Below are 25905 nucleotides of genomic sequence, written 5' to 3' on the forward strand. Positions count from 1 at the left end.
CTTCAGCTCCGGCGACGAATCGTGGGCTTGCGCGCGCGCACCGCGGCGTCCGGCATGGCCTGGGGCTCGTGGCCCGCGGCGCGCGCCATCAGGCAGATTTCCACCACCTTGGGGCCAAAGCGCTCCCAGCGGCTCTCCCCGGTGCCCTTCACCGCGAGGAACCCCTCCCGGTCCACCGGTAGCGCCGCGGACAGGCCCAGCAGCGTGGCGTCGTTGAAGATGATGAACGGGGCAACGCCCAGGTCCTTCGCCAGCTCCTTGCGCCAGCGCCGCAGCTCCGTGGAGGCCAGCTCGCTGTAGTTCGTCACCACCGGCGCCGCCGCGGAGCCCGGGCCTCGGACGCGCGATGCGGTCGGCCCGTGGGCCAGCAGCGTGGGCATCTTCTCCGGCGTGCATACGTCGCAGTTGCCGCACGACGCGTGGGTGTCGCGTTGGCCGAAGTAGCGGAGGATGGCCGAGCGCCGGCACTTCTTGTCCCGGTCCGTATAGGCGTACTCGGTCATCCGGCGCAGCAGCGCCAGGTTCTGCCGCTCCTGCTCCCGCACGCGGCTCAGGTCGAGCCCCAGCTCGCGGAAGGGCACCCGCTCCAGCGCGCGAATGGAGCGGCCGGCGAAGGGGCGCCGTACCTTGGCCACGTGGGCCTTCTCCAACAGGCCCAGCGCGTGGCGGACCTCGTCCACCGACAGCCCGATGCGGCGCGCGAGGATGGGCAGCTCCGTGGTGACCTGCCGGCCCACGGGGAACGTCTCCAGCAAGGACTTGAGCAGCCGCTGTGCGTCCGGCGAGTGCGGCTGCGCCGAGGCGGCCTTCTCCAGCAGGGTGATGCCGTGCTCGCCCTCGCCTCGGCCACCGCGCTCCACCTTGCCCTCGCGTTCGAGGATGCGCAGCGCCGCGGAGACCTCGAACTCGCTGGCGTTCACCGTGCCCGCGAGCGCGTGCACGCCTCGCTCGAATTCCTCCACCGACTGGAGCACGTTCCACACGTCCCCGAAGATGGCCTCGGCCGGGTGGCTGCTCTGGATGAGCCGCTCCTGGGTGAAGACGTCCGAGTGGTTGAAGAGCAGCACCGCGCGCGCGGCCTGTCCGTCGCGGCCCGCGCGGCCAATCTCCTGGTAGTACGCCTCCACCGCCCGCGGGATGTTGGCGTGGCCCACGAAGCGGATGTCCGGCTTGTCGATGCCCATGCCGAAGGCGTTGGTGGCCACCGCCACCGCTTCCTTCGCGGACATGAAGGTGTCCTGGGCGCGGCGACGGGCGTCATCGTCCATGCCCGCGTGGTACAGCACCGCCTTCACCCCGCGCCCATGCAGTTCGGAGAAGATGCCCTCTGCCGCGCGCCGCGTGGAGCAGTACACGATGCCGCTCCCGCCCGTGGACGCCAGCCGTGCACAGGCCTCGTGCCGGTCCGCGTCGCCGCCCACCTCCTGCTTGCCCAGGAAGAGGTTGGGGCGGTCGAAGCCCATGGCGAATTCCTGCGGGTCCTTCATCAGCAGCACGCGCACGATGTCCGCGCGGACCTCCGGCGTGGCCGTGGCGGTGAGCGCCACCGTGCGCGGCGGACGCAGCCGCTTTCGCACCTGTCCGAGCAGCGCGTAGTCCGGCCTGAAGTCGTGCCCCCACTGGGAGATGCAGTGCGCCTCGTCCACGGCGAGCAGGTCCACGCCCAGCGCGGACACCGTCTCCAGGAAGCTCTGGCTGCGGAAGCGCTCGGGCGCCACGTAGAGCAGCTTGTACTCATGCGCGCGCAGCTTGCGCATCCGCTCCGCGCGCTCCAGGTCGGACAGCGATGAGTTGATGAAGGTCGCCGGAATGCCGCGCGCGGTGAGCTGCTCCACCTGGTCCTTCATCAGGGCAATCAGCGGCGACACCACCAGTGTCAGCCCCGGCAGCAGCGTGGCGGGCAGCTGGTAACACAGGCTCTTGCCCGCGCCGGTGGGCATCACCACCACCGTGTTGCGGCCGCTCAAGACGGACGAGATGACCTGGTCCTGCCCCGGCCGGAACTGGGACAGGCCGAAGTGGCGGACCAGCCCCTGCTGTGCTTCCTCGAGGTAGGGCAGGGCCACCGGCATCGCGCGCATGTTCATCATCCTGGTCCAGCCGTCAACGGAAACGAGGCCGACGCGCGGCCTCCACTCACAGGTCGAGCCCTGGTGGAACCGGAACAGCCAGCCGCGTTCGCATCCGCGCGACGTCCTGCCGCCGCGCCTCCGTTTGCCCTGGCTCCAGCCGGCCATCCACCACGACGTCACCCTCGCGCGCGCCCTTGGGGAGCGACGCGCGCTCCACCGTGCATGCCTGTCCGGTGTCCAGGCGCACCACTTGCGCCCGGACGTCCTCCAGCAGCTCCACCTGCACCGCTCCCCACAGCCCCACCATGCCCACCATCATCCGCCGCCTCCATTCGCGCTCCACGCTCGCCGTTTCTCCCGTGCCTCGTCCGGCATCAGCCCGCGCTCCAGCATCGACACGTAGCCGCCGTCTCCCATCACCACGTGGTCCAGCACCTTGATGTTGAGCAGCTGCGCCCCCGCGACCAGATGACGCGTCAGGCCCAGGTCCTGGACGCTGGGCTCCGGGTCCCCCGAAGGGTGGTTGTGCGCCAGCACGATGGACGTGGCGCGGGACGTGAGCGCCGCGGCGAACACCTCCCGTGGGTCCACCGGGCAGGTGTTCATGGTGCCCTCCGCCACGCGCGCGTCATGCACCAGCACGTTGCGCGCGTTGAAGCACAGGACGTGGAACACCTCGCGCCGCAGCGCCCCCAGCACCGGCGCCAGGTACGCCGCAATCTCCTTCGGCGTGCGCAGCCTGGGCCTGCGCTCCCCGGCACGCTGCGAGCGGCGGCCCAGCTCCAGGGCGGCCAGCGCCTGCGCCGCCCGGACAGGCCCCACGCCGGGCCGCAGACTCAGCGCCAGGGGCTCCTGCTGCACCAGTCCCTTCAGCCCACCGCCCTCCGACAGCAGCGCCCCCGCCACCTCCCACGCTCCAGGCGCGCGAGGCCCGGAGCTCCACACCACGCACAACAGCTCCGGGTCGGTGAGTGCCGCCGCCCCCAACCGGAAGAGGCGCTCCCGCGACTCCTCCGCGCCTCCCACCCCTCGCGCCCTCACCGACCCTTCGCCCGCCCACGCCGCTCCCGCCGCCGCCTGCTCCATCCCGCCGCCCTCCACGGGACGGGGACAAAGCAACCCGTGTGCCTGCTTGTGCTACCTGGGGAGTGGGGTGCGTACCCGTCCCGACACGTGGGAAGGGGCTCGGATGCCGGACGGACATCCCTGCGCCAGCTGGCTTCTCGGGCGCTGAGACGGACCGTCAGAAGCGGGAGAGGGCGAAGAAGCCCTTGATCTTCTCATTCGTCTCGCGGAGCCGTTCGCTCAGCGTGCGGACGAAGGTCCAGAGCAGCACGTACGCCAGGTCCTTGTCGGTGAACATCAGCTGGTCCAACCGGGAGCGCTCGATGACCCAGACGGAGCAGCTCACATGGGCAATGGCGTCCGCCGAGCGCGGCGAATCCTCGATGACCGCCATCTCACCGAAATACTGGCCGGGCTCCAGGATGGCGAGCGCCTCCTCGCCGATGCCGGGCACGGACTTGGAGATGCGGACCTTGCCCTCGGCGATTACGAACATCTCCTGGCCGGTTTCCCCCTCACGAAACAGAAAGGCGCCCGCCGGGTAGGTCCGGGAGTGACCAATCTGGGCGACCTTGGCGAGCTGTCCCTGGGTCAAACCCTCGAACAGCGCAACCTTCTTGAGGACGGCGGCATCCATGAGGCCAGCTTCGTATCACGCGCCCGAGGCGCTCTGGTACCTTGGGGCCATCAACGAGATTTGGGAGGAGTCGTGGTGGAGGAGAAGATCAACAAGGTGACCATCATCGGCTCGGGGCCCGCGGGCTACACCGCGGCCATCTACGCCGCGCGTGCCAACCTGCAGCCGGTGGTGTTCGCCGGGGGCCCCACCCTGGAGCACCCGCAGCGGGTGCCGGGCGGCCAGCTCATGGTGACCACCGACGTGGAGAACTACCCGGGCTTTCCGGAGGCCATCACCGGCCCGGAGCTGATGGAGCGCTTCCAGAAGCAGGCGGAGCGTTTCGGCACCACCATCCACATGGAGAACGTGGTGAAGGTGGACTTCTCCCAGCGCCCCTTCCTCATCCAGGGGGAGAGCGTCAGCTGCCGCTCGGAGACGGTCATCATCTCCACCGGCGCCACCGCCAAGTGGCTGGGCGTCAAGGGCGAGGACACCTACAAGAACCGCGGCGTCTCCGCGTGCGCCACCTGCGACGGTGCCTTCTTCAAGAAGCAGGACGTGCTGGTGGTGGGCGGCGGTGACACGGCGATGGAGGAGGCGACGTACCTGGCGAAAATCGTCAACCACGTCACCCTCATCCACCGCCGCGACACGCTGCGCGCCTCCAAGGTGATGCAGGAGCGCGCCCGCCAGAATCCGAAAATCTCCTTCATGTGGGACTCCGCGGTGGAGGAGGTCCTCGGCGACGCGAAGGGGATGAATGGCGCGGTGGTGCGCAACCTGAAGACGGGTGACAGCCAGCAGGTGAAGGCGACTGGCCTGTTCGTGGCCATTGGCCATACGCCCAACACGGAGCTGTTCCAGGGCGTGCTGGAGACGCACCAGGGCGGCTACCTCAAGACGGTGCCGGGCTCCACGCGCACCAACATCGAGGGCGTGTTCGCCTGCGGCGACGTGCAGGACCACTACTACCGTCAGGCCATCACCGCGGCGGGCACGGGCTGCATGGCCGCCATCGACGCGGAGCGCTGGCTCATCGAGCACGGCGAGTAGTCCGTCGCACCCGCTCATGCGGCTCCGCTGAGCATTCCCAGGCCGGCCCCTTCCCGGGGCCGGCCTTTCCATTCCCGCGAAGGACGCAGCAATCCCCATGAGCTCGAAGCAGAAGACGGTGGCGGTGCACGCCGGGACGCGGCTGGCTGGAAGCAAGGCGGTGCCGGTGTCGCCGCCCATCTACCCGGCGGCGGTGAACTGGTTCGACAGCAGCGATGACCTGGACAGCGCCCTGGACGGGAAGGACTACGCCTACGCCCGCATCAGCGCGCCCAACACGACGTTGCTGGAGGAGGCGGTGGCCGCGCTGGAAGGCGCCGAGGACTGCGTGGCCTACGCCAGCGGCATGGCCGCGCTGCGCTCCGCCTTTGAGGCCCAGGGCTTCCGGGCCGGTGACACGCTGGTGATGCCGGCGGATGGCTACGGCGTCACGCGCGCGCTGTACAAGAGCCTGTGCGCCACGCTGGGCGTGGAGCTGCACGCGTTCCTGATGACGGACCCCGAGGTGCCCGAGCGCATCCGAGCGCTGAGGCCGCGCATGGTGCTGGCGGAGAGCATCTCCAACCCGCTGCTGCGCGTGCCCGACCTGCGCGTGCTGGCGCGGGCCTGCCAGGACGTGGGCGCGACGTTCGTGGTGGATGGCACCTTCCCGTCGCCCGTGGGGCAGCGCGCGTTGGCGCTGGGCGCGGACTACGCGGTGCAGTCCACCAGCAAGTGGCTCAACGGGCACAGCGACGCGCTGGGCGGCACGGTGAGCGCCTCACGTGAGCGGATGGCGCCACTGCGCGCCGCGCGGGTGCTGGCGGGTGACGTGCTGGGGCCCTTCGAGGCGTGGCTCACCCTGCGCGGCCTGCGCACGCTACCGGTGCGCATGAAGGCGCATGTCGAGCACGCGGCGCACGTGGCGCAGCGCCTCGCGGAGTCGCCCCTGTTGGAGCGGGTCATCTACCCGGGGCTGACTTCGCACCCGGACCACGCCACCGCGCAGGCGCTGCTACTGGGCGGCGGCCCCATGGTGGCCTTTGAAATCAAGGGCGCGGGGCGGCCGGAGAGCATGCGCTTCCTGGAGGCGCTGAAGGTGGGGCGGCCCGGTCCTTCGCTGGGGGATGTGTGCACGCTGGTGATGCACGCGGCCAGCGCCAGCGCGCGCCGGCTCACACCGGAGGAGCGGGAGGCCGCGGGCATCCGGGAGAATCTCATCCGCGTCTCCGTGGGGTTGGAGGACCCGGACGACATCGTGGAGGACCTGCTCGCCGCGGTGGCCCAGGGGGTGCGCCGATGAAGATGGTGGACGTGGGGGAGAAGCCGAAGACGGGCCGCGTGGCCGTGGCCACCGCGCTGCTGCGGATGTTGCCCGACACGCGCGAGCGCATCCTGGCGGGGAAGGTGGAGAAGGGGGACGTGCTGGCCGCGGCGAGGCTCGCCGGCATCATGGCCGCCAAGCGCACGCCGGACTTCGTTCCGCTCTGTCACCCCATCGCGCTCTCGGGCGTGGAGGTGACGCTGGCGCCGGAGGACGCGGGGCTTCGGGTCCGCGTGCAGGTGAAGACGGTGGACCGCACCGGCGTGGAGATGGAGGCCCTCACCGCGGCCTGCGCGGCGGCGCTGACCGTCTATGACATGTGCAAGAGCGTGGACCGCGGCATGGTGCTGGACGCGGTGCAGTTGGAGCACAAGTCGGGCGGGCGCTCCGGCACGTGGCAGCGGGAGGAGGCCACGCCGGCCGAGGCGGCTGCGCCGCGACGCCGGACGCGCGCGAAGAAGGCCCGCTGACGGGAGGCCTCCCCCGAAGCCGAGGCGCTCGTGCATTGGCGGACACAGGCGGGCTCGAGCCCCGCCTTCTGTCCGCCTCCACACGCCGCGAATGTGACGCCGTCCACGCCCAGGGCACGCTCGTCCCCGAGGGGGCTCCCGGTGCGTGGGGAAGGTCCCCACGTTGCGCTTCAGTCCATGCGGGCGCGAAGGACGTGCGCCGGTTCGAGAGGTGACGGGTGTTCGACCTGAGGGGCGTTCTGACGCTGCTGACGGCCCTGGGGGCCGCGGGCTGCGGTGCGCTCACGGAAGAGGGCGACGCGGCCGAGGTGGCGCAGCCCGTGGCAGACCGGGCCGCCTGCGACGCACAGGCGGCCCAGCGCCGCTACGTGTCCGAGGACAGGAAGGAGTGCCAGGTCATCTTCTTCGTCTGTGCCCGGGGCGAGTCGCCCTTCTTCGACGCCTGCGGCTGCGGCTGCTCGCGTCCCTGAGGCACCGGCCTACTTCGACTCGCTGAGCAGGCGCTCCTGGAAGAAGGCCGCCACCACCAGCGAGTGGGAGATGTGTCCTTCCAGGATGAGGCGCGGCAGGTCGGCGCGCGGGTGCAGCTCCACGGCGATGTCCTCGCCCGCGTCCTGCCGCCCCTCGTGCCGCTTCACGCAGTCGAGCGCGAGGAAGTTGAAGCACACGTTGCCCTGGAACGCGGGGTTGGGGTGCACCTGGCCCACCGGCACCAGGCGGCCCGGCACGTAGCCTGTCTCCTCCTCCAGCTCGCGCGCCGCGGCCCGCTCCGGCGCTTCGCCCGGCTCCACGATTCCACCGGGGAGCTCCAGTGTGGATGCCTCGACGCCGAAGCGGAACTGCCGCACCAGCACGAGCTGCGCGTCCGGCGTCACCGCGATGACGTTCACCCAGTCCGCGCAGTCGACCCGCACGCGCGGGTGTTCGTGGCCCGTGCGCGGGTCCGCCCACCAGTCCTCGCGCACCCGGGCGACGCTGAAGTCATGCTCCAGCCCTCGCCGCAGCCGGCGCCAGGGCTTCACCTCTCGAGCCACGTGAAAGTCCCTCCCGTCAGTTGAGCAGCGCGGCGCGCTCCCGAAGCTCGCGGGCCGTCATCTCCAGCCGGTCGCGGTCGGGGGCATCGGGCGAAAGCTCCAGGCAGCGCTCCACGTCCTTCAGCGCCGCGCGGTATGCCCCCAGGTTGCTGAGCAGCGCGGCACGGGTGCGCAGCTCGCCCGGGTGGTCCGGCGCCAGGAGCAGCAGCAGGTCCACCACCGCCAGCCCGCGCTCACAGTCCTCTCTGCCCAGGTACACGCGCCGCAGGTTGGACAGCATCCGGTACGTAATGAGCTCCACCGGCGCGGGCGCCAGCATGTTGCGGTCGAACTTGAGCTGCGGCGCCACGCGCTTGAGCAGCTCCTCGCAGCCGTGCTCGGTGAGGATGTCCCCTTGATGGAACGGGTCCATGACCAGCTTGTGGTCTCCCGCGTCGTGGGCCACCAGGAAGTGGCCGGGGAAGGGGACGCCGTACAGGGAGATGCCCGCGCGACGCGCCACCTCCAGGTAGACGACGGACAACGTAATCGGCAGCCCCAGCTTCCGCTCCAGCACCTGGTCCAGGAAGCTGTTCTCCGGGGAGTGGTAGTCGTCCTCGTTGCCGCGGAAGCCCTCGATGTCCGCCAGCACGTGGCGCAAGGCGCGCAGCGGCGCCAGGACCTCGCCCTTCTCGCTCAGCCGCTCCGCCTCCACCTGCACCCGGCACGCGAGCACGTCCAGCATGTGCAGGCACCCCGGGGCGTCCAGCAGGGGCTTGTCCAGCGTGGCGATGGCCAGCGCCGCCAGGTCCAGCCGCGGGGGCTCCGCGGCCAGGGCCGACACCAGACGCTCCCGCGCCAACGGTGGGCTGAATCCAGAGGGAATGCTCACGGCGAGAACCAGTAACCCACGAGGGCCCGGACGGCAAAGGCAGGCGGCCGAGCGTCAGAATGCTGGAGGTTCAAGCGGCAGCCGTCCCTTGATTTCCGCCCGCAGGGCAATCTGGGCCGCAATCAGCCCGGACAGGATTCCATCCTCGAACTCAAATGTAGGATGTTCCTTGAGCTCCGGGAAGTCGTGGGAATTGCGCACCTCCTCCGGGGAGATGTTGGGCACGGCTTCGCGGGCCAGGCGCAGCACCTTGGCCTGCTGCTGGGAAATCATCTTCTCGAAGAGCTGGGTGGACAGCTGCAGCATCTCTTCGGCCATCTGCTCCGTCATCGTGTGTCTACTCCTGGGCGATGTCCCACTTGGCACGGCGGTAGCTGTAACGGAAAGCGGTGGCGTCCGCCTCCCTGGCGTTGCCTTCCGCCTCCCGGCCATCCAGGAAGGCCACGAAGTCCAGCTGCCGGTCCTCGCGCCCGTATTCCGCGTCGAAGAGGCGGACCAGCTCGTTGGCGGGCAGGGTGCGGCGGCCGGCCACGCTGACCAGGGGGATGCGCAGGCCCGTCATGTCGCCCGCGGGAGCGTAGGACTTCCACACCAGCTCCGTGCACACGAGCGTCTGGTCGGAGAAGAAGTCGAAGTCGAAGTCATACGGGCGGCCATGGAAGGTGAAGGCGCGCACGATGGCGCGGGCCTTCTCCAGGCGGGACAGGCGCGGGCGCATGACGCCCAGGTAGTCCACGCGCAGGCCGTGCTCCAGGCCGGTGAAGGACACGCCTTCGCTGATGGATTCGATGATGCGCAGGGGGTCGCCGTGCGCGTCGTTGCCGGTGTATTCGGCCCACTTGGCGGGGAAGGCGCGCGCCAGGTGCTGGGTGAGTGAGGCCGGTGCGCCGGGGAGGGTGGCCACCCAGGCCTTCACGTCCGCGTCCTCGTCGAAGTACGCGCCGAGCTGGGCGGGCGTGCCGATGAAGAGCTCCGCGTGTGGCCAGAATCCCGGCAGGCCGATGTTGGAGAGGTACCAGTTCTGCCGGGCCACCACGATGTCGCCGGGCTCCATCTTCTCCAGCAGGGACAGGGCCTGCTCGCGGGAGATGAGCGGCTGGCCCACGCGCCGCACGCGGGTGTCGCCCATCCATTCGGCCACCGCGCGCTGCACGGGGAAGAAGGCGCGCTGCGCGGTGTCCGCCGTCAGGTCCGCCGTGGCCTTGGCGAAGAGCGTGGCGCCGCGCCGGGTGAGCAGTCCCTTCGCCACCTTGCTGTTGTGCTTCATCTCCTGCAGCAGCCAGGGCACGCGCGGGGCGTCCAGCGCGCCGGCCTTCACCAGCAGCGGGCGGAGCTGTTCCTTGTATCCATCCCCCGTGAGCAGCTGGGTGCTGGTGGAGACGTGGATGGCCTTGTCCTTGAACCGGGCGAAGGCGCGCGCGGGCAGGCCGTACTCGGGCGCGGGCTCGTCCAGCAGCACCTCGAGCTGCTTCTTGCCCAGGGTGAGCTCCGCGTAGGTGAGGCCGTGGGCCAGCGCCGTGGTGAGCGCGCCGTGGGTGAGGAGGAAGCCCCAGGCGTGCTTCTTCGGATGCGCGTGGGCGGGCACCTTCACGAAGTCCCAGTAGCGCTGGCGGATGACCTCCACGGACACGAAGTAGTCGAAGAAGGCCGCCCAGGTGCTGAGCAGCAACTGCTTCTGGTCCGGCGTGTACGGCACGCTCTGCTTCTGCAGGTACACGGCGCGCGACTGCTTCACGGCCTCCTGCAGCCCACGCAGGCCCCGGACGTGGCGCTCCAACAGCGCGAGGTCCGTCTGTGCCTGGGCGACGAAGGCCGCTTCGTCCAGGGCGAAGACGTCATGGATGGGCGGCGGGGCGGCGGCGGGCGTACTGGCGAGCGTGAGCCAGGCAAGCAGCAGGGGCGCGGCGGACATGGGGTGTGGGACTCCTGCGAGGAAGGCGTCGCGGGACGACACCTTAGCCGGGAAGGGGCCAGGGCGGCTGTCCCCCTGCCTGGACAGGGGCTGGGACGGGGGCGCCCCGGGTGGTCCCGCGCCCCGGCCATCCCCACGTTGTCATTGCACACGAACGCACCGGTGCCGGGGCCAGCGCGCCCCGGCAGAAAGGCAGACAGACGATGGCTTATGGACTCGCGGAGGATCCAGCGCTCTCCATCACCCCGCACCTCGACGCGGTGGAGTACCCCGTCGAACGGGAGCAACTGGCGGCGGCTGCCGCTGACGCAGGCGCCCCCCCCGACGTCATCAACCTCTTCAAGTGCCTGCCGCGCCGCGAGTACGCCACCCGCGAGGCCGTGCAGCGGGACCTCTCCGAGGCGTCCCGTCGCTCCGCCCTGGGGGGCTCGAGGGACGACGATGACGGGGTGAACCGGGACCGCCGCAACATCGGGCGGGACGCGGTGGAGGATGCACCGGACGGCCAGACGCGTCATCCGTGAACCGGTGGGCGTTGGGAAGGGGATGCCTGGTGGAAGCGCTCGCGGGCGCGGGCGCTTTCTGCCAGCGTGCGACCGCGCATGCGTCCCGGCCCCTTGACGTCCAGTCTCCTCCTGTCACTGACCGCCATTGCCTGCAGCCACAAGGCGCCGCTCTCCGTGTCGCCTTCGGAGCCGCGGCCGGCGTCGGTGCGACTGGACTTCCAGCCCCCCGTGGACCGCGTGCTCACGGAGACGCAGCGCAGCGTGCGCTCGGTGGAGCGGCAGGGTGACACCCTTCGCGAGGAAGCGGAGCTGACCACGCAGACGCGCTTCACGCCCTCCGAAGGGGGCTGGCTGCTGGCGCAGGCGGTGCCGCGCTCGCGCCTGACGCGCAACGGTCAGGAGGTACCCACCGGCGTGGCGGACGTGCTGGCGCGCTTCACGCTGCAGGCGTGGCTGGCGGCGGATGGCACCTTCGTGAAGCTGGTGGCCCCCGAAGCCGCGCAGGAGGCGCTCCGCCAGGTGGCGCCCGCGGGCACGGAGGCGGGCGTGTTGGCGCGCTTCTTCGAACCCGAGGCCCTGGAGACGCGGGCGCGGCGCGAGTGGGAGGTGAAGTTCGCCGGCCTCTTCCAGCGCAACCTCGTGGAGGGCCAGCAGAGCTGGGTGGTGGACCTGGTGCCCGTGGGGGACAGCCAGGTGGCCTACGTGCTGGAGCGCACGGTTCAAGGCACGCGGGACACGCCGCTGGGAGACGCGGTGGTGCTGGGCCTGCGCTGCCTGGACGCGGTGCCGGAGGATGCGCCGGACGCGCTGTGGGAGGCGTGGGTGATGGCGGGCCGGCCGGAGCTGACGCCGGGCGTGTCTTGCGAGGGAGAGCAGCTGGTGGGCCGGGGGCGCTTCATGCCCGTGCGCCGCCAGCTCACGGTGAGGGCGACGGTGGCGGGCGAGGCGTGGACTGTCACGACGGAGACCCGGGCAGAGGGGCTCCAGGAGGAGGCGCGATGAGCTGGGAGCAGAACCTCATCGAGGACGAAGCGGGTGTGGAGCGCGTGGTGAAGAGCGCCCGGCGGGTGGCGGTGCTGGGCATCAAGACGGAGCAGCAGTCAGGGCAGCCGGCCTACTACGTGCCGGACTACCTGGCGCGCTCGGGCGTGGAGGTGGTGCCCGTGCCCGTCTACTACCCGGACGTGACACACATCCTGGGCAAGCCGGTGTTCCGGCGGCTGACGGATGTGCCCGGCGACCTGGACCTGGTGGACGTGTTCCGCCGGCCGCAGGACATCGACGGGCACGTGGACGAGCTCATCGCCAAGAAGCCGAAGGCGGTGTGGTTCCAGTCCGGCATCCGCAACGACGCCGCGGCGGAGAAGCTGGCGAAGGCGGGCATCCAGGTGGTGCAGGACCGCTGCCTGATGGTGGACCACCGCCGCTACGGCGGGCGGTAGTCACTTCGCCGCCAGGAGACGCACCCCCACCCGTCCTGAGGCGGAAGGTGGGGGCGTGCCGGGAATCCGGCTCAGTAGTCGCCCGCGATGACCTTGGGCAGGGCCCGGCGCAGGTCCGGCAGCGGGCCAATCTGGCGCGTGTTCGCGGGTTGCGGCGTGCCGTTGGCGCGCAGCAGCGAGCGCATCTGCGTGCTGGTCAGACGTCGCCCGTTGGCCAGGGCCACGCCCTGCGCGCTGGCGGCGGCGCCCACCACGATGGGGGACGCGCTGGAGGTGCCGCTGAAGCTGGACGTGTAGAACTGGTCCTCGCCATGGCTGGCGCCGAACACGTTGCCGTAGCCCATGGTGTAGACGCGCTCACCCCAGCCATGCACGTCCACGCGGCTGCCGAAGTTCGTCCAGCACATGGGCAGGCGCGTGGTGGCCGTGCTGCCACCCACGATGATGGCCCCCGAGTCCCGGGTGTTGCGGTTGAACACGCTCCCGTACGCGGGCGCATCCAGGTCGGCGCTGCCGTTGCCCGCCGCTTCCACGACGATGACGCCGTTGGCGGTGGCCGTTTTGATGGCGTCGTAGTTGGCCTGCCAGTACTCCATCGCGATGTAGTCGCACTGGGAGGTGTTGCACGAGCACGCCGTGCCGTCCGAGGGGCCGCGGGCGTGCAGCTCGATGAGGACGATGCCACCCAGACCCGCGGCCGTGGCCGCCCTGGTGATGGCGCTCGCCGTGCTCTGGGCACCGATGGCCTCGTAGCCCGCCTTGGCCTGGTGCGCGATGCCCGACACGCCATAGGCGTTGCGCGCGCCCACGATTTCACCCAGCACCGCCGTGCCGTGGTCGCGCCAGCTCCGGTCGGTGTACTGGGTGCCGCCCATGTGGAAGAGGTCGGGCATGTCCTCGTGCGTGGTGCGCCACCCGCCCTCGATGTCCACCACCTTCACGTTCTGCCCCTGGCCGTTGCGGACCGTCCACGCGTACTTCGCGTCGATGCCCTCAGGCGCGGCGTTGAGGTAGCCCTGGTTGTTCTCGTAGAGCGGCGTGACGGGGGGGAGGTCCGCCGCGGCCAGCAGGCTGCGCACTGCCGCGTCCATGCCGAAGTCCACCATGGCCGGCTCGGGGGGCGGCTCGGCGTAGGCCACCTCGACACCGTCCAGGCTGTTGAGCGCGGCGACCAGGTCGGCCACGCGCTCGGACGTGGTGCCCGGCATCAGGGGGACTTCGAAGTACAGGTTCAGGTCCGCCAGTTGCTCACCGCTCTGCCGCTCCCCGGAGGCCTTGCGCGCCTCCAGCGTGGACTCGGCTTCGTCGAACAGGCGGGCCATGGCGCCAATACGGGGCGCGCGCTCCAGCAGTGACGTCACATGGCCCAGGTCCGCCTCCAGGCGCGCATCACCCAGCCCACGTCCAGCCAGCAGCGAGCGCTCCGCGGCGTCCCGGTCCGACGACAGGGCCACCAACCGCTGGTCGCGCAGGCGCACCCGGCTGCCTTCGTGGAACTTCACCACGATGCGCTCCACGTAGGTGTCCCCGGCCAGCTCGCGGCCGGTGGGCTTGGTGACGGGCGCGCGCGGCTTCAAGGACTTCGCGGGAGGCGCCGCCACCGCCGAGGGAGCGAAGGCGAGCACGGACAGGGACAGCATCGCGTACCGCAGGGGGCGCATCGACAGGAGCGACGACATCGGCATGGACAGCCTCCACATCGGAAGAGGGGACGGCCGTGGCCCGGGTCCACTTGCACAGTGGACGGGTTCACACGGGTATCTTGCATTTCGGGTCTGTCGCGAAATGAGGAGCCCGCCTCCGTGTCCGTCCGGAAGCCGACATCGGCGTGCCCTGGTGGAGGAGACGCGCGCCCGTGTCGACGGCGTGCGTCACTGGCGAGGGAGCGTCTCTCATGGAATTGTGGCTCCGCCCTGGAACCGGCTCTTCGCCGCGGCGGGGGACAAGGGCGGTCTTCCGTCCTGGGAGCATCGGTCGATGAGGGTCGCAGGCGTGTTGGGGCAGGGGCTGCTGGTGGCCTTCCGGTGGATGGGCGTGGGGCTTTGGGGCGCGCTGAAAGGCGGAGCGCTCTTCGGTCTGGTGGGGTTGGCGGTGGGCGCGGCCACCTACGCGTTGCCCCGGTGGCTGGGCGTCCCGCCCGCGCCCACGTGGCTCGTCATTCTGAGCGCGGTGGTGCCGCCGCTGGCCTTGTCGGTGGCGGGTGGCTACGCGTTCATGCTGCTGGCGGTGTCGGGGCGGCTGGCCGATGAAGCCCGCGAGCGCGGCGTGGTGGCCCGCGTCTATGCCGTGCTCAAGCCCGTCACGGTGCAGGTGGCGCGGCGGCTCCAGGGCTCGGGCTCACTCTCGCGCGAGGAGTTGTCGCGCGTCGTGAACGAGTCGATGAGCGAGCATCTGCGGCAGGCCGAGCAGGCCCGGGGTGAAGCGCCGTCCTCGCGCATGGCGGAGGTGGAGCGCTTCCTCATGGAGCAGTCCCGCCGCGTCCTGGGCGTGCTGGCGCTGCGCGCCGTCGTCTCCGCGCCGGACACCGCCACCGCGGTGCGGAACCTGGAGACGCTGGGCATCGAGCGCGTGGAGATGACGCTGGTGGAGACGCTGGAGGACCTCTTCTTCCTCCAGGTGTTGCTGGCCTTCGGGGCGGGCGTGCTCGTGGCGGCCACGCCCGCGCTGCTCATGGTGTGGCTGCGCTGAGGCTCACCACTCCGCCTGCGCGAAGGGGACCGGAGGCCGTGCCAGGGCGCGCTCCGCGGCCAGCTTCGCCTGGTCCAGCGCGTCGAAGCCGCGCTCCATGGTGGTGGGAGACACGGGCGGCAGGTTGGAGACGACGACGTAGACGGGCACCTGCTTCTGCTCCAGCACGGTGAGCTGGAGGCGGAAGTGGTCCTGGCGCAGCGCCGCCGAGCCCGCGGCCAGCCCCTGCGCGTAGGCCATGGGGCCGCCCACCACCTTGCGCGTCTTGCTGGGCAGGTAGTGCACGAGGATGGCGTCCAGCTCCTTGCCCACGGCGCTCTCGTGCAGCGACAGCGCGGGCGCCTTGTCCACCAGGCCACCGTCCCAGTACAGGCTGCCCTCCAGGGGCACCGCGCGGAACAGGCCGGGGTAGGCACACGTCGCGTGGACGCGCGGGGCCAGCTCGCCCGAGGTGAACACATCGTGGCTGCCCAGCGTGAGGTTGGCGCCCACCAGCAGCAGCGGGTGTGGCAGCTCCTCGAAGGTGCGCACCGGCAGCGTGGCATCCAGCAGCTTGCGGAAGCGCTCACCCTTGAGCAGGCCCGTCAGGCCGTGTCCCGCCGCGTCCGCGTTGAGCACCGCGCCAATGGGGTCCGGGTCCCAGAAGTTGGCGCGCGTCTGGCGCAGCACCAGCTCCTCCACGTCACGCACCGGCGTGCCCGCGGCGGCATAGGCCGCCACCATTCCGCCCGCGGATGTACCCGCGTAGGCATGAGGACTGAGGCCCGCGGCGGCCAGGCCCTTGAGGAAGCCCGCGTGACCGTAGAAGCCGAAATATCCAGCGGAGAGGACGAGTCCGAAGCGCTTGCCGGCGAGCAGCTCGTGGAGGGTCGGGGTGTGGGTGGGAGTCGCCATGCTTCGCCCTGTACGCGACTGTCGGGGCACAGGCAACGCGTCGCGTCTAGAGAGTGCTGGCCTTGTGCCCGGCATCGACATATGTTGATGCGGCGATATGGAAGAGCTGTCCCAGTCATTCCGGGTGCTCGGAGACCCGACCCGGCTGCGCATCCTCCGGTTGGTGGCCGAGGCCCCGTTGAACGTGACGGAGCTGGTGTCCCTGGTGGGCGTGGCGCAGTCCTCCGTGTCCCATCACCTGGGCAAGCTGAAGGGCCTGGGCCTGCTGCGCGAGGAGCGCCACGCGGGCTACAGCTACTACTCGCTGGCCCTGGAGCAGGCGGACGGCCGCTGGCCGCTCATCCAGATGGCGCGGCAGGCGGAGGACGCGGCGGGGGACTCGGCGCGGCTGAAGGATTTGCTGCGGGCGCGCGAGGACCGGCAGGCGCTCAACGAGCGGCTGCTGGAGCCGGGGCAGTCGTGGTTCCTGTGGGCAGGCGCGCTGGCGTCGCTGCTGCCGCCGCTGGAGGTGGCCGACTTCGGGTGCGGCACCGGCGTGCTGAGCGTGGCCATCGCTCGCTGGGCGCGGCGCGTGTGGGCCATTGACCAGAACGCGGACGCGCTGGACCAGGCGCGGGAGCGGGCGGGCCGTGAGGGCCTGGAGAACATCCGCTTCCTCCGCGAGGACCTGCACCGGCTGTCGCTCGCGTCCGGCAGCCTGGACCTGGTGGTGATTTCGCAGAGCCTCCACCACGTGGAGGAGCCGCAGGCGGTGCTGGCCGAGTCCGCCCGCCTGCTCAAGCCGGGCGGCCGGCTGGTGCTGTTGGAGTTGATGCCGCACGACGAGCGCTGGGTGCTGGAACGGCTGGGCCACCGGCACCTGGGCTTCGCGCCTGAATCCCTCGAAGCCGCGCTGCGCGAGGCCGGCTTCACGTCCCTGACCCGGGAGACGCACGCCCGGGACGGGGCCAGCCCCTTTCGTGTCTTCCTGCTGACTGGAGTCAAACCGTCATGACGAGCCCTGTCCCCGCTGCCCTCCCGCTGCCTCCTGGTGAGAATGGCCGTCGCGTGGAGGCCCTGCGCGCCGCGATGCGTGAGCGCGTGCTGGTGCTGGATGGCGCCATGGGCACGCTGCTCCAGAACGAGGACCTCAAGGCGGCGGACTTCGGTGGCCCGGAGTACGAGGGGTGCAACGAGCACCTCGTCCTCACGCGCCCCGAGCTGGTGGAGCGCATCCATGCGCGCTACTTCGAGGCCGGCGCGGACGTGACGGAGACGGACAGCTTCGGCGGCACGCCGCTGGTGCTGGCGGAGTTCGGCCTGGGTCACAAGGCGCTCGAAATCAACGAGGCCTCCGCCCGGCTGGCGCGCAACGCCGCCGCCGCCGCCGAGGCGAAGGACGGCCGCATGCGCTGGGTGGCGGGCTCCATGGGCCCCACGACCAAGGCCATCAGCGTCACCGGCGGCGTCACCTTCGAGGAACTGGTGGACAACTTCGCGGTGCAGGCCGAAGGGCTCGCGCTGGGGGGCTCGGACTACCTGCTGATTGAGACGGCGCAGGACACCCGCAACGTGAAGGCGGCGCTGCTGGGCGCCGAGCGCGCGTTCCAGAAGCTGGGCTACGCGCTGCCGGTGGCGGTGTCCGGCACGATTGAGCCCATGGGCACCATGCTGGCCGGGCAGAGCGTGGAGAGCCTGGCCGCGTCGCTGGAGCACACGGACCTGCTGTACCTGGGCCTCAACTGCGCCACGGGCCCGGACTTCATGACGGACCACCTGCGCTCGCTGGCGTCGATGAGCGCGTTCCCCGTGTCATGTGTGCCCAACGCGGGCCTGCCGGACGAGAACGGCAACTACCTGGAGACGCCGGAGATGCTGGCGCGCTCCGTGCGGCGTTTCTGTGAGCAGGGCTGGCTCAACGTGGTGGGAGGGTGCTGTGGCACGCACGCGGGGCACATCGAGACGATGGCCAAGGCGGTGCAGGGGCTGAAGCCGCGCGCGGGCTCGCCGCGTCCCCGGGCCTCGCTGTCTGGCGTGGACTACCTGGAGGTGACGGACGAGCAGCGCCCCCTCATCGTGGGCGAGCGCACGAACGTCATCGGCAGCAAGAAGTTCAAGGAGCTCATCGTCGCCGGCCAGTTCGACGACGCGTCGGAGATTGCGCGCGCGCAGGTGAAGCGGGGCGCGCAGGTCATCGACATCTGCCTGGCCAACCCGGACCGCGACGAACTCGAGGACATGCGCAACTTCCTGGAGGCGGTCATCAAGAAGGTGCGCGTGCCCTTGATGATTGACTCCACCGACGAGCGCGTCATCGAGATGGCGCTCACCTACAGCCAGGGCAAGGCCATCATCAATTCGGTCAACCTGGAGGACGGCGAGGAGCGCTTCGAGAAGGTGGTGCCGCTGGCGCGCCGCTTCGGTGCGGCCCTGGTGGTGGGCTGCATCGACGAGGTGGGCATGGCCGTCACGCGCCAGCGCAAGCTGGAGGTGGCGGAGCGCTCGTACGAGCTGCTGACGAAGAAGTACGGCATGAAGCCGGAGGACCTGTACTTCGACCCGCTCGTGTTCCCCTGTGCCACGGGTGACGCGCAGTACATCGGCAGCGGCGTGGAGACGATTGAAGGCGTGCGCCTCATCAAGCAGCGCTTCCCGCGCTGCAAGACGGTGTTGGGCATCTCCAACGTGTCCTTCGGTTTGCCCGCCGCGGGGCGCGAGGTGCTCAACTCCGTCTTCCTGTACCACAACGTCCAGGCGGGCCTGGACATGGCGCTGGTCAACTCGGAGAAGCTGGAGCGCTACCCGTCGCTCCCCGAGGAAGAGCGCAAGCTGTCCGAGGACCTGCTCTACAACCGCGGCGCGGACCCGGTGACGCCCTTCGCCGCGGCCTTCCGTGAGCGCAAGGCCGCGCGGGCCCAGGTGAGCACGCTGCCGCTGGAGGAGCGGCTCCAGCGCTACATCATCGAAGGCACGCGTGACGGCCTCACCGCGGACCTGGAAGCGGCCATGCAGAAGTACTCGCCGCTGGAAATCATCAACGGCCCGCTGATGAAGGGCATGGACGAGGTGGGCCGCCTCTTCGGCGCCAACGAGCTGATTGTCGCGGAGGTGCTCCAGAGCGCCGAGTCCATGAAGGCGGCGGTGAGCTTCCTGGAGCCGCACATGAGCAAGGCCCAGGCGGCCATGCGCGGCAAGGTGGTGCTCGCCACGGTGAAGGGTGACGTGCACGACATCGGGAAGAACCTGGTGGAAATCATCCTGGCCAACAACGGCTTCCACATCGTGAATCTGGGCATCAAGGTGCCCCCCGAGCAGCTGGTGCAGGCCGTGCGCGAGCACCAGCCGGACATCCTGGGGCTGTCGGGCCTGCTGGTGAAGAGCGCGCACCAGATGGTGGCCACCGCGGAGGACCTGAAGCGGGCGGGCGTGGACGTGCCGATCCTGGTGGGCGGCGCCGCGCTCAGCCGCAACTTCGTGGACCGCAACATCGCCCCGGCCTACGGCGCCGGCACGGTGGCCTACGCGCAGGACGCGATGAACGGGCTCGAGCTGGCCAAGCAGATTGTCGACCCGTCCTCGCACGAGAAGCTGCGCGGCGAGCTGGCCGTCCGCCGGGAGAAGCTGGCGCGCGAGGTGAAGGAGCGGCCGGCTCCGGCGGCGGTCGTGACGCGCGGGCGCAGCGCGGAGGTGAAGGTGTTGGACGCCGTGCCGTCCGCGCCGGACTGGGAGCGGCACGTGCTGTCGAACACGCCGCTGGACCACATCTGGAAGTTCATCAACCCGGTGATGCTGTACGGGCGGCACCTGGGCCTGCGCTCTTCAGCGCGTGTGCTGGGCACGCCGGCCGAGGCGGAGCTGGCGAAGACGGAGGAGGGGCGCAAGGCGCTGGCCCTCAAGGAGGCCGTGGAGGAGCTGAAGGGCTTCCTGCGCGGCGGCCTCATGCAGGCGCGCGCCGTGTTCCAGTTCTACAAGGCGGGCAGTGACGGCAACCGGGTGGTGCTCTTCGACGGCGCGTCCGGCAAGGAGGCCGCGTCCTTCGACTTCCCGCGCCAGGACCGCGAAGGCGGCCTGTGCCTGGCGGATTACCTGCGCCCGCTGGAGGGCGGCGCGCCGACGGACAACGTGGCCATGTTCGTCGTCACCGCGGGCTCCGGCATCCGCGAGCTGTCCGAGGAGCTGAAGGCGAAGGGCGAGTTCCTGAAGATGCACGCGGTGCAGGCGCTGGCGCTGGAGACGGCGGAGGGCTACGCGGAGCTGCTGCACACGCAGCTGCGCAGCATGTGGGGCACGCCGGACCGGCAGGACATGACGATGCTGGAGCGCTTCCGCGCGGAGTACGTGGGCAAGCGCTACTCCTTCGGCTACCCGGCCTGTCCCCGGCTGGAGGACCAGTCGAAGCTGTTCGCGGCGCTGCGGCCGGAGGACATCGGCGTGCAGCTCACGGACGGCTCCATGATGGAGCCGGAGGCCTCGGTGTCCGCCATCGTCTTCCACCATCCGCAGGCGTCGTACTTCTCCGTGACGTGACGGCTCGGAAGTGAATGCTGGCAGTTCGTCCCGCCGCGCAGGCAACGCTCGCCCGCGGCGGGACTCCGCCATGCGGAGCGGTGTAAGGGGTTGCACTGATGCCGCTGCTTGGATGGCAGGCAAATACACTCAGGATTGGCGTAAGGGCTTTCATCTAGCGCCTCTGAGGCGGGGTGTATGTTTTCAGGGCGCCTGGAAGCCATGAATCCATATCATCTCAATCTGGCAGAAAAAGAGTTGAAGGCATTGATTGCGGGTTCACTATCGGTATGATGCCGACCGTTCCTGCAGTCCAGTTGAATGGGGGCGCCTCGAGCGCCCTTGAGGGGGGAGACACCGCCGTGAGACTCCAGGCGAATCGCTGTCATTTCCGTCGCACCGTCAGGAGCGCATCCGCTCCTGGCCGGGCCGCGAGGTCGTGGACCGCCCAACGGCCTGGTGCCGCCTAGCACGTCCGCTTCTTCCAGCGGAACCCACGCAATCACACGCAAAGTTCAAGGCATTGCCCGCTGGCGGTTCGCGAGGAGCCTGTTCTTCGCCCTCGTTCGCGGGATTGCCAGCGCAGAAAACCGCTCCCGGAGCAGGGCCGTGTGCCCACGGCACGGGTGCGGGCGACAGTCCCTGTCGTCATCACGTTCTCGGCGACAGGGGACGTGAGTCTTTCCAATCAGGAGGATGCATGAAGAAGACATTTCTGCCGACGCTCGCAGTTGCCTTCGGAATTGCCACACAGGCCACGGCGGCGTGGGTGCCCAGTCACTATCGTTGCGCGTTCGACCAGCTCACCTCGGACCAGGCGCGCGGCCGCCAGTCCTGGGCGAAGCGGTGGGCAGACGCGGACCCGTACAACATCTCGACCGGGAAGGATCAGCGCTTCTGGGCCACCGTCTACGACCAGGACGCGCAGGACGCCCTCAACCTGTTCAACACCCACGTGTATCCGGTGTATGTGGACCCGAACGCGGGCTATGAGCCCTGGCGCGGCCCCGGCGCGCTCGGCACTGACACCGCGGCCCTCACCGGCAACCAGATTGACGCGCTGAACCACCTCGCGAAGCCCGTGCATGTCGTCATGGACGGCGTCTGCGAGCCGGGCTGCTACACCCCGGACCAGAAGGTGCTCTTCCAGGATGGCTACGTTCCCATCCAGAAGGCGCAGGAGGCTGGCACCGCCGAGCTCGTCACGCTCTCCCCGGATGCCTCGTTCGGCAACCTGCGCACGATGCCGAACACGGTGGAGCGCTACACCCTGGACCGTGACCCCGCCCAGCAGGACATCCTTGTCTTCCGCACGCGGTCGGGGGGCAGCCTGTCCGTGACGCTCGAGCACCCGCTCGTCACCGCCGAGGGCTCGATGAAGAAGGCCAAGGACTTCGTCGCCGGAGAGCACCTGGTCCGGCAGGACGGCACGACGGACGAAATCACCGGCATCCAGCAACAGGCCTGGTTCGGCAAGGTCTACAACCTGCGCCCCGTCACCCACGACCTGACCTCGAACATCCTCGTGGCCGAGGGCTACCTCAACGGCTCCGGGCGATTCCAGAGCGAGTACGTGGAGGAGCTCAACCGCCTCATCCTCCGCGTCAACGTCCCGGATGAGCTCATCCCGTAAGGGGTGACTCCTCCCCTGAATCCCAGGCAGCCCCGGACCGGGCCCCCGGCAGACACGGGGGCTCCGTCCTCCCTGATTCACAGACGCGAGGTCCACCGAAGATGGCCCGTTTCCCTCTCATGCCCAGAACAGTCCTACCCCTCATCGGCGCCCTGGCGCTGGCGGCGGCGTTTGTCTTCTGGCTGCTGCTCCCGGAGCCGTCTTCCGTGCCGTCATCCGCCCCGCTCGTCGCGGCGGTGCCCGAACCTCGTCACGTCCCGGCGCCCGCCACCGTGCCCACGCCGCGCCCGGGGCTGGCTCAGGGGGCCACCCTCCTGGTCAACACGCCGCTCGCGCCGGCCTCGGGCCCGGTGCCAGCCGCGCTCGCGCGGCCTGGGTCCCCGCTGGATGCGGTTCGCCAGCGCGTCATGGCCGCGAACCCGGACCTGGCGCAGTTCCGTCATCTGCAACGCAAGGTGTTGCGCAAGGGTGACGAGCAGGCGTCGCTCCAATCCCTCTTCAAGGACCGCGAAGTCATTGATGCCGCGAAGGCGGACCTGCTGGCCACCGGGGAGCGGACCTTCTCCGCGGATGCGCAGTTCCGGCGGCTCTACCAGGTGGAGTTCCTGGGCTCCGCGCTCGAGTGGAAGGACAACCCGGAGCGCCCCGCGCTGCTCAACGACCTCGAGGAGTTGCTGCGCGCCGACAACCTGAACCCTGACATGGAGCTCGAGCTGCGCCGCTCCCTGTCGGGCGACAAGGTCGAGCTGTTCATGATTCTCCTGCACAACGACCGGGCGCGCGCCGAGTCCATGCTGCAGGACCTGCACGGCTCCCGCCTGGGCGCGCTGCTCGAGCACGCCCGGACCCGTTACGACGCGCTCTGGGCGCTCGCCGCGAAACAGCCATGACGCCCGGCGCCCCCACCATCGGTCCCCGCATGTCCCGCCGCTCCTTCCCCCTCTGGCTGCTGCCAGCGCTCGCGGCGTGCCAGCCCCCCGCGCCCTTCGAGGGGCCCCTCACGCCCTCCGAAAATCCCGTCCTCGTCGGCGGGGGATGTCTGTCCCCCTCCTGGAGAACCATCCAGTTCGGCAGCCCTGGTGATGACGTGGCGGTGGACGTCGGGCTCGACGCCGACTGCCACATCTTCGTGGCGGGCACCACTGGGGGTGTGCTGGAGGAGGAGAGCCTCACGCGAGGCCAGTTCCAGGACGCCTTCGTGGCCAGCCTGGACGTCACCGCCCAGCCTCGGTGGCTGCGTCAGTACGGCTCGGAGTGGGACGACACCGTGAAGGGCCTCGCCGTCTCTCCCCAGGGCGAAACCTATGTGGTGGGCAGCACGCCCTCGGCGATGCCGGGCGCCTTCAACCTCGGTCAGGGGGATGCCTTCGCCATCAAGCACGAGGCTGGAGGCGCGCTGGAGTGGCTCGTCCAACGCGGCTCCGCCCAGGAAGACACCGGGCTCGGCGTCGCCCTTTCGCGGGACGGCCGCCACGTCTTTCTCGCGGGCGGGTCGATGGAGAAGCCCGACGTGAGCTTCGACATGCGCGTCGAGGTGCTGGACGCGCGGGAGGGGACGGGGCTCGAGACGCGGCGCCATGGGACGGACGGGCATGACCGGGCGGAGGCTGTCGCCGTCAGCGCGGATGGCTCCGTCGTGCTGGTGGGCGCCACGCTGGGTGGATTCGCCTCGCCGAACGCGGGCTCGTTCGACACCGTCCTCGCCCACCTCGACCCCACGCTGGGATTGACGTGGGCGCGGCAGCCGGCCACCCCCGACATCGACGCGGGGCTGAAGGTCGTCATCGCGCCGGACGGCTCCATCCTCATGCTGGCGCTCTCCTTCAGCGACCTGGTTACGGGCCGCGCGGAGAACGACGGCATCTCCTCCGCCTTCCTCCTCAAGTACGACCCGCTGGGGCGCCTGCACTGGGTCCAGCGCATCGGCTCCCCTCGTGAGCTCCACCGTGCGACTGGGCTCGCGGTGGACGGACACGGCGCCATCTACGTCGCCGGAGGGACCCACGGCGCCATGGACGGTCCCAACCAGGGAGGCCGGGACGCCTTCGTCGTGAAGTACGACGCCCACGGCACGCGCCTGTGGGCGCGACAGCTGGGCACCCCGGGCATGGACGAGGCCCATGCCGTCGCGCTCACCCGCGCGGGGGATGTCGTCATCGCTGGCTACACCACGGGCCGTCTCGGCGGAGCCCATGCCGGAGGCCAGGACGTCTTCGTCGCCCGCTTCAACAGCCGCGGGCAGCAGTAATCAACCAAGGAGCCGTTTCATGCACGGAAGAACTGGAAGGCGGAAGAGCTCGGTTTCGCAGCTGTTCGTCGCAGTGCTCGCCCTGACAATGGCGCTCCCCGCGAGCGCGGCGGATGGACTCGAGCTCAAGCCACGGCCACTGGCACGCAAGGGCGTGGTGGAGCTGCGGCGCAACGTGGAGATTCCGCGCGTCGTCGTGAAGTTCCACGAAGGCACCCGCGTTCGCCTGCGCGGAGAGCAGCTCGTCGCGTTGTCCGAGACGCGTGGCGCGCGCGAGCTGGGGCAGTTGAGCCAGCGGGGGCTGACGGGCTCGTCCGTGGCGGCGGACATGGCCACCGTGGCCTCGCTCGTCGCCGCCGACCCGCATGCACGCGGGCTGGGCCGGATGTTCACCGCCGACGAGAAGCTGCTCGACACGCGCAAGTTCGCGACGGAGACCCTCAGCGGTCAGGAGGTCGCCGACCTGAACCTCTACTTCGAGGTTCCCATCCGCCCCGGCACCACCTTCCAGCAGGTCAGGGACCTGGTGGAGAAACTCGACGCGCTGCCGAGCGTGGAGACCGCCTACGCGGAGCCCGCAGCGGAGCCCGCAGCGGTCAACTGGCCCAACTTCCTCACGCCGATGCTGCTGAAGGCCGGACCGAATCTCCAGGGTGAGCAGGGCTACCTGGGCGCCGCGCCCACCGGCATCGACGCGCACTACGCGTGGACGGTGGCGGGTGGCAGCGGGGCGAACGTCAAGGTCGTGGACGTGGAGGGCGGCTGGCGGACCACCCACGAGGACATGCCTGGCCTCTTCCACCAGGGGGGCACCCAGTTCAACGACCTGAGCTGGCGCAACCATGGCACCGCCGTGCTGGGTGAAATCGTGGGCGTGGCCAATGGCTTCGGCGTGACGGGTATCGCCCACGCCGCCCGGGCGGGCTACGAGGCCATCGGCGCCCAGAGCGCGGCCAGCGCCATCGCCAATGCCGCCGTCGCCGCGGGCGCTGGTGGCGTCGTCCTCATCGAGCTGCACCGCCTGGGGCCGCCCAACAGCACGCCCTGCACCTGCAACTTCGGTCAGTGCGACTACATCGCCATGGAGTACTGGCAGGCGGAGTTCGACGCCATCGTCCAGGCCACCTTGAATGGCGTCGTGGTCGTCGAGGCCGCGGGCAATGGCAGCTCCAACCTGGATGACGCCGCCTACAACAACGCCTTCAACCGCGACGTGCGCGACTCGGGCGCCATTGTCGTCGCGGCCGGCTCCTCGCAGGGCCGCGCGCCGATGTGCTGGACGAACTACGGAAGCCGCCCCGACGTCCACGGATGGGGCGAGAACGTCGTCACCCTGGGCTACGGCGATCGCTTCAATGGCGGCTCGGAGAACACCTATTACACCGCCACCTTCAGCGGGACCTCCAGCGCCTCGCCCATCATCACCGGCGCCGCCGCTTCCCTCCAGGGCGCGCTCCAGGCCCGCGGCCGGTTCCCGCTGAGCCCGCTGGCCTTGCGTGATGTGCTCTCCAGCACCGGCAGCGCCCAGGCCCCGGATGCCCGCCGCATCGGCCCCCGTCCCAACCTGCGCGCCGCGCTCAACCGCCTGGGCATCTTCTAGGCCCCGGCGC

Annotated in this window: 24 protein-coding genes; 14 read left to right on the forward strand and 10 right to left on the reverse strand. The window is 70.2% G+C overall.

Translation table 11 applies throughout. The features are described 5' to 3' along the window. Nucleotides 1–2: 2 nt before the first annotated feature. From BLU09_RS24510 to BLU09_RS24525, 4 genes are all read right to left on the reverse strand, one after another. Nucleotides 3–2090, reverse strand: coding sequence for a RecQ family ATP-dependent DNA helicase (locus BLU09_RS24510; RefSeq protein ID WP_090491920.1), 2088 nt, complete (start codon nt 2088–2090; stop codon nt 3–5). Between the two features lie 46 nt (nt 2091–2136). Beyond that, the gene (locus BLU09_RS24515) at nt 2137–2388 is read right to left on the reverse strand and encodes a DUF3006 domain-containing protein (protein WP_090492085.1); all 252 of its coding nucleotides are present in this window, start codon (nt 2386–2388) and stop codon (nt 2137–2139) included. Next, a complete protein-coding gene (gene radC, locus BLU09_RS24520) occupies nt 2388–3158 on the reverse strand; it encodes a RadC family protein (RefSeq protein WP_090491921.1) in 771 nt (256 codons plus the stop codon). Before radC ends, BLU09_RS24515 begins: the two co-directional genes overlap by 1 nt. Nucleotides 3159–3315: 157 nt before the next feature. Then, nucleotides 3316–3774 (reverse strand): Crp/Fnr family transcriptional regulator, encoded by a 459-nt coding sequence (locus BLU09_RS24525; RefSeq protein ID WP_011552046.1) that lies wholly within the window; start codon nt 3772–3774, stop codon nt 3316–3318. Nucleotides 3775–3846: 72 nt separating this feature from the next. Between BLU09_RS24525 and trxB the strand changes: the two genes are divergently transcribed. The 4 genes from trxB to BLU09_RS24545 all read left to right on the forward strand — a co-directional run bounded on the left by trxB (nt 3847) and on the right by BLU09_RS24545 (nt 7052). Then, nucleotides 3847–4809: a thioredoxin-disulfide reductase gene (trxB, locus tag BLU09_RS24530; protein WP_090491922.1), complete on the forward strand. Its 963-nt coding sequence runs from the start codon at nt 3847–3849 to the stop codon at nt 4807–4809. Nucleotides 4810–4906: 97 nt separating this feature from the next. Further along, nucleotides 4907–6091 carry a trans-sulfuration enzyme family protein gene (locus tag BLU09_RS24535; RefSeq protein WP_090491923.1) on the forward strand — a complete coding sequence of 395 codons (1185 nt, stop codon included), beginning with the start codon at nt 4907–4909 and terminating at the stop codon, nt 6089–6091. Next, a complete protein-coding gene (gene moaC / locus BLU09_RS24540; protein ID WP_090491924.1) occupies nt 6088–6582 on the forward strand; it encodes a cyclic pyranopterin monophosphate synthase MoaC in 495 nt (164 codons plus the stop codon). The genes BLU09_RS24535 and moaC overlap by 4 nt, the downstream gene beginning before the upstream one ends. A gap of 218 nt (nt 6583–6800) precedes the next feature. Continuing rightward, entirely contained in the window at nt 6801–7052 is a 252-nt protein-coding gene (locus BLU09_RS24545; RefSeq protein ID WP_090491925.1) for a hypothetical protein, read from the forward strand. A gap of 9 nt (nt 7053–7061) precedes the next feature. On the opposite strand, the gene BLU09_RS24550 is transcribed toward BLU09_RS24545, so the two are convergent. From BLU09_RS24550 to BLU09_RS24565, 4 genes are all read right to left on the reverse strand, one after another. Further along, nucleotides 7062–7616 carry an NUDIX hydrolase gene (locus tag BLU09_RS24550; RefSeq protein ID WP_090491926.1) on the reverse strand — a complete coding sequence of 185 codons (555 nt, stop codon included), beginning with the start codon at nt 7614–7616 and terminating at the stop codon, nt 7062–7064. A gap of 16 nt (nt 7617–7632) precedes the next feature. Further along, complete coding sequence (locus BLU09_RS24555; RefSeq protein WP_011552051.1) at nt 7633–8457, reverse strand: SirB1 family protein; 825 nt, start codon at nt 8455–8457, stop codon at nt 7633–7635. 84 nt (nt 8458–8541) lie between these two features. Further along, a complete protein-coding gene (locus BLU09_RS24560) occupies nt 8542–8817 on the reverse strand; it encodes a hypothetical protein (protein ID WP_090491927.1) in 276 nt (91 codons plus the stop codon). A 7-nt stretch (nt 8818–8824) separates the two neighbouring features. Next, nucleotides 8825–10399, reverse strand: a complete 1575-nt coding sequence (locus tag BLU09_RS24565) for a YiiX/YebB-like N1pC/P60 family cysteine hydrolase (RefSeq protein WP_186818021.1) — start codon at nt 10397–10399, stop codon at nt 8825–8827. A gap of 203 nt (nt 10400–10602) precedes the next feature. Between BLU09_RS24565 and BLU09_RS24570 the strand changes: the two genes are divergently transcribed. From BLU09_RS24570 to BLU09_RS24580, 3 genes are all read left to right on the forward strand, one after another. Further along, nucleotides 10603–10923, forward strand: a complete 321-nt coding sequence (locus BLU09_RS24570; RefSeq protein ID WP_026114192.1) for a DUF2795 domain-containing protein — start codon at nt 10603–10605, stop codon at nt 10921–10923. A 78-nt stretch (nt 10924–11001) separates the two neighbouring features. Then, nucleotides 11002–11907: a hypothetical protein gene (locus tag BLU09_RS24575; protein WP_090492086.1), complete on the forward strand. Its 906-nt coding sequence runs from the start codon at nt 11002–11004 to the stop codon at nt 11905–11907. Beyond that, the gene (locus BLU09_RS24580; RefSeq protein WP_090491930.1) at nt 11904–12347 is read left to right on the forward strand and encodes a CoA-binding protein; all 444 of its coding nucleotides are present in this window, start codon (nt 11904–11906) and stop codon (nt 12345–12347) included. Before BLU09_RS24575 ends, BLU09_RS24580 begins: the two co-directional genes overlap by 4 nt. 71 nt (nt 12348–12418) lie before the next feature. Here the strand turns inward: BLU09_RS24580 and BLU09_RS24585 are convergent, their stop codons facing one another. Next, the gene (locus tag BLU09_RS24585; RefSeq protein WP_244172001.1) at nt 12419–14032 is read right to left on the reverse strand and encodes a S8 family peptidase; all 1614 of its coding nucleotides are present in this window, start codon (nt 14030–14032) and stop codon (nt 12419–12421) included. A gap of 292 nt (nt 14033–14324) precedes the next feature. Between BLU09_RS24585 and BLU09_RS24590 the strand changes: the two genes are divergently transcribed. After that, nucleotides 14325–15035 carry a hypothetical protein gene (locus BLU09_RS24590; protein ID WP_244172002.1) on the forward strand — a complete coding sequence of 237 codons (711 nt, stop codon included), beginning with the start codon at nt 14325–14327 and terminating at the stop codon, nt 15033–15035. Nucleotides 15036–15038: 3 nt separating this feature from the next. Here BLU09_RS24590 and BLU09_RS24595 read toward each other — a convergent pair whose 3' ends face one another. Continuing rightward, nucleotides 15039–15929 (reverse strand): patatin-like phospholipase family protein, encoded by an 891-nt coding sequence (locus tag BLU09_RS24595; RefSeq protein WP_186818022.1) that lies wholly within the window; start codon nt 15927–15929, stop codon nt 15039–15041. Nucleotides 15930–16026: 97 nt separating this feature from the next. Here BLU09_RS24595 and BLU09_RS24600 point away from each other — a divergent pair, with 97 nt between their 5' ends. From BLU09_RS24600 to BLU09_RS24625, 6 genes are all read left to right on the forward strand, one after another. Beyond that, a complete protein-coding gene (locus tag BLU09_RS24600; RefSeq protein WP_090491933.1) occupies nt 16027–16923 on the forward strand; it encodes an ArsR/SmtB family transcription factor in 897 nt (298 codons plus the stop codon). Then, nucleotides 16920–20435, forward strand: coding sequence for a methionine synthase (gene metH / locus BLU09_RS24605; RefSeq protein ID WP_090491934.1), 3516 nt, complete (start codon nt 16920–16922; stop codon nt 20433–20435). Before BLU09_RS24600 ends, metH begins: the two co-directional genes overlap by 4 nt. A gap of 679 nt (nt 20436–21114) precedes the next feature. Beyond that, the gene (locus tag BLU09_RS24610) at nt 21115–22047 is read left to right on the forward strand and encodes a Hint domain-containing protein (protein ID WP_090491935.1); all 933 of its coding nucleotides are present in this window, start codon (nt 21115–21117) and stop codon (nt 22045–22047) included. Between the two features lie 119 nt (nt 22048–22166). Then, entirely contained in the window at nt 22167–22937 is a 771-nt protein-coding gene (locus BLU09_RS24615) for a hypothetical protein (protein ID WP_090491936.1), read from the forward strand. Then, complete coding sequence (locus tag BLU09_RS24620) at nt 22934–24295, forward strand: hypothetical protein (protein ID WP_090491937.1); 1362 nt, start codon at nt 22934–22936, stop codon at nt 24293–24295. Before BLU09_RS24615 ends, BLU09_RS24620 begins: the two co-directional genes overlap by 4 nt. A gap of 73 nt (nt 24296–24368) precedes the next feature. Beyond that, nucleotides 24369–25895, forward strand: a complete 1527-nt coding sequence (locus BLU09_RS24625) for a S8 family peptidase (RefSeq protein WP_244172003.1) — start codon at nt 24369–24371, stop codon at nt 25893–25895. Nucleotides 25896–25905 lie beyond the last annotated feature (10 nt).

The sequence above is a fragment of the Myxococcus virescens genome, from assembly GCF_900101905.1.
In the GTDB taxonomy this organism is placed as follows: Bacteria; Myxococcota; Myxococcia; order Myxococcales; family Myxococcaceae; genus Myxococcus; species Myxococcus virescens.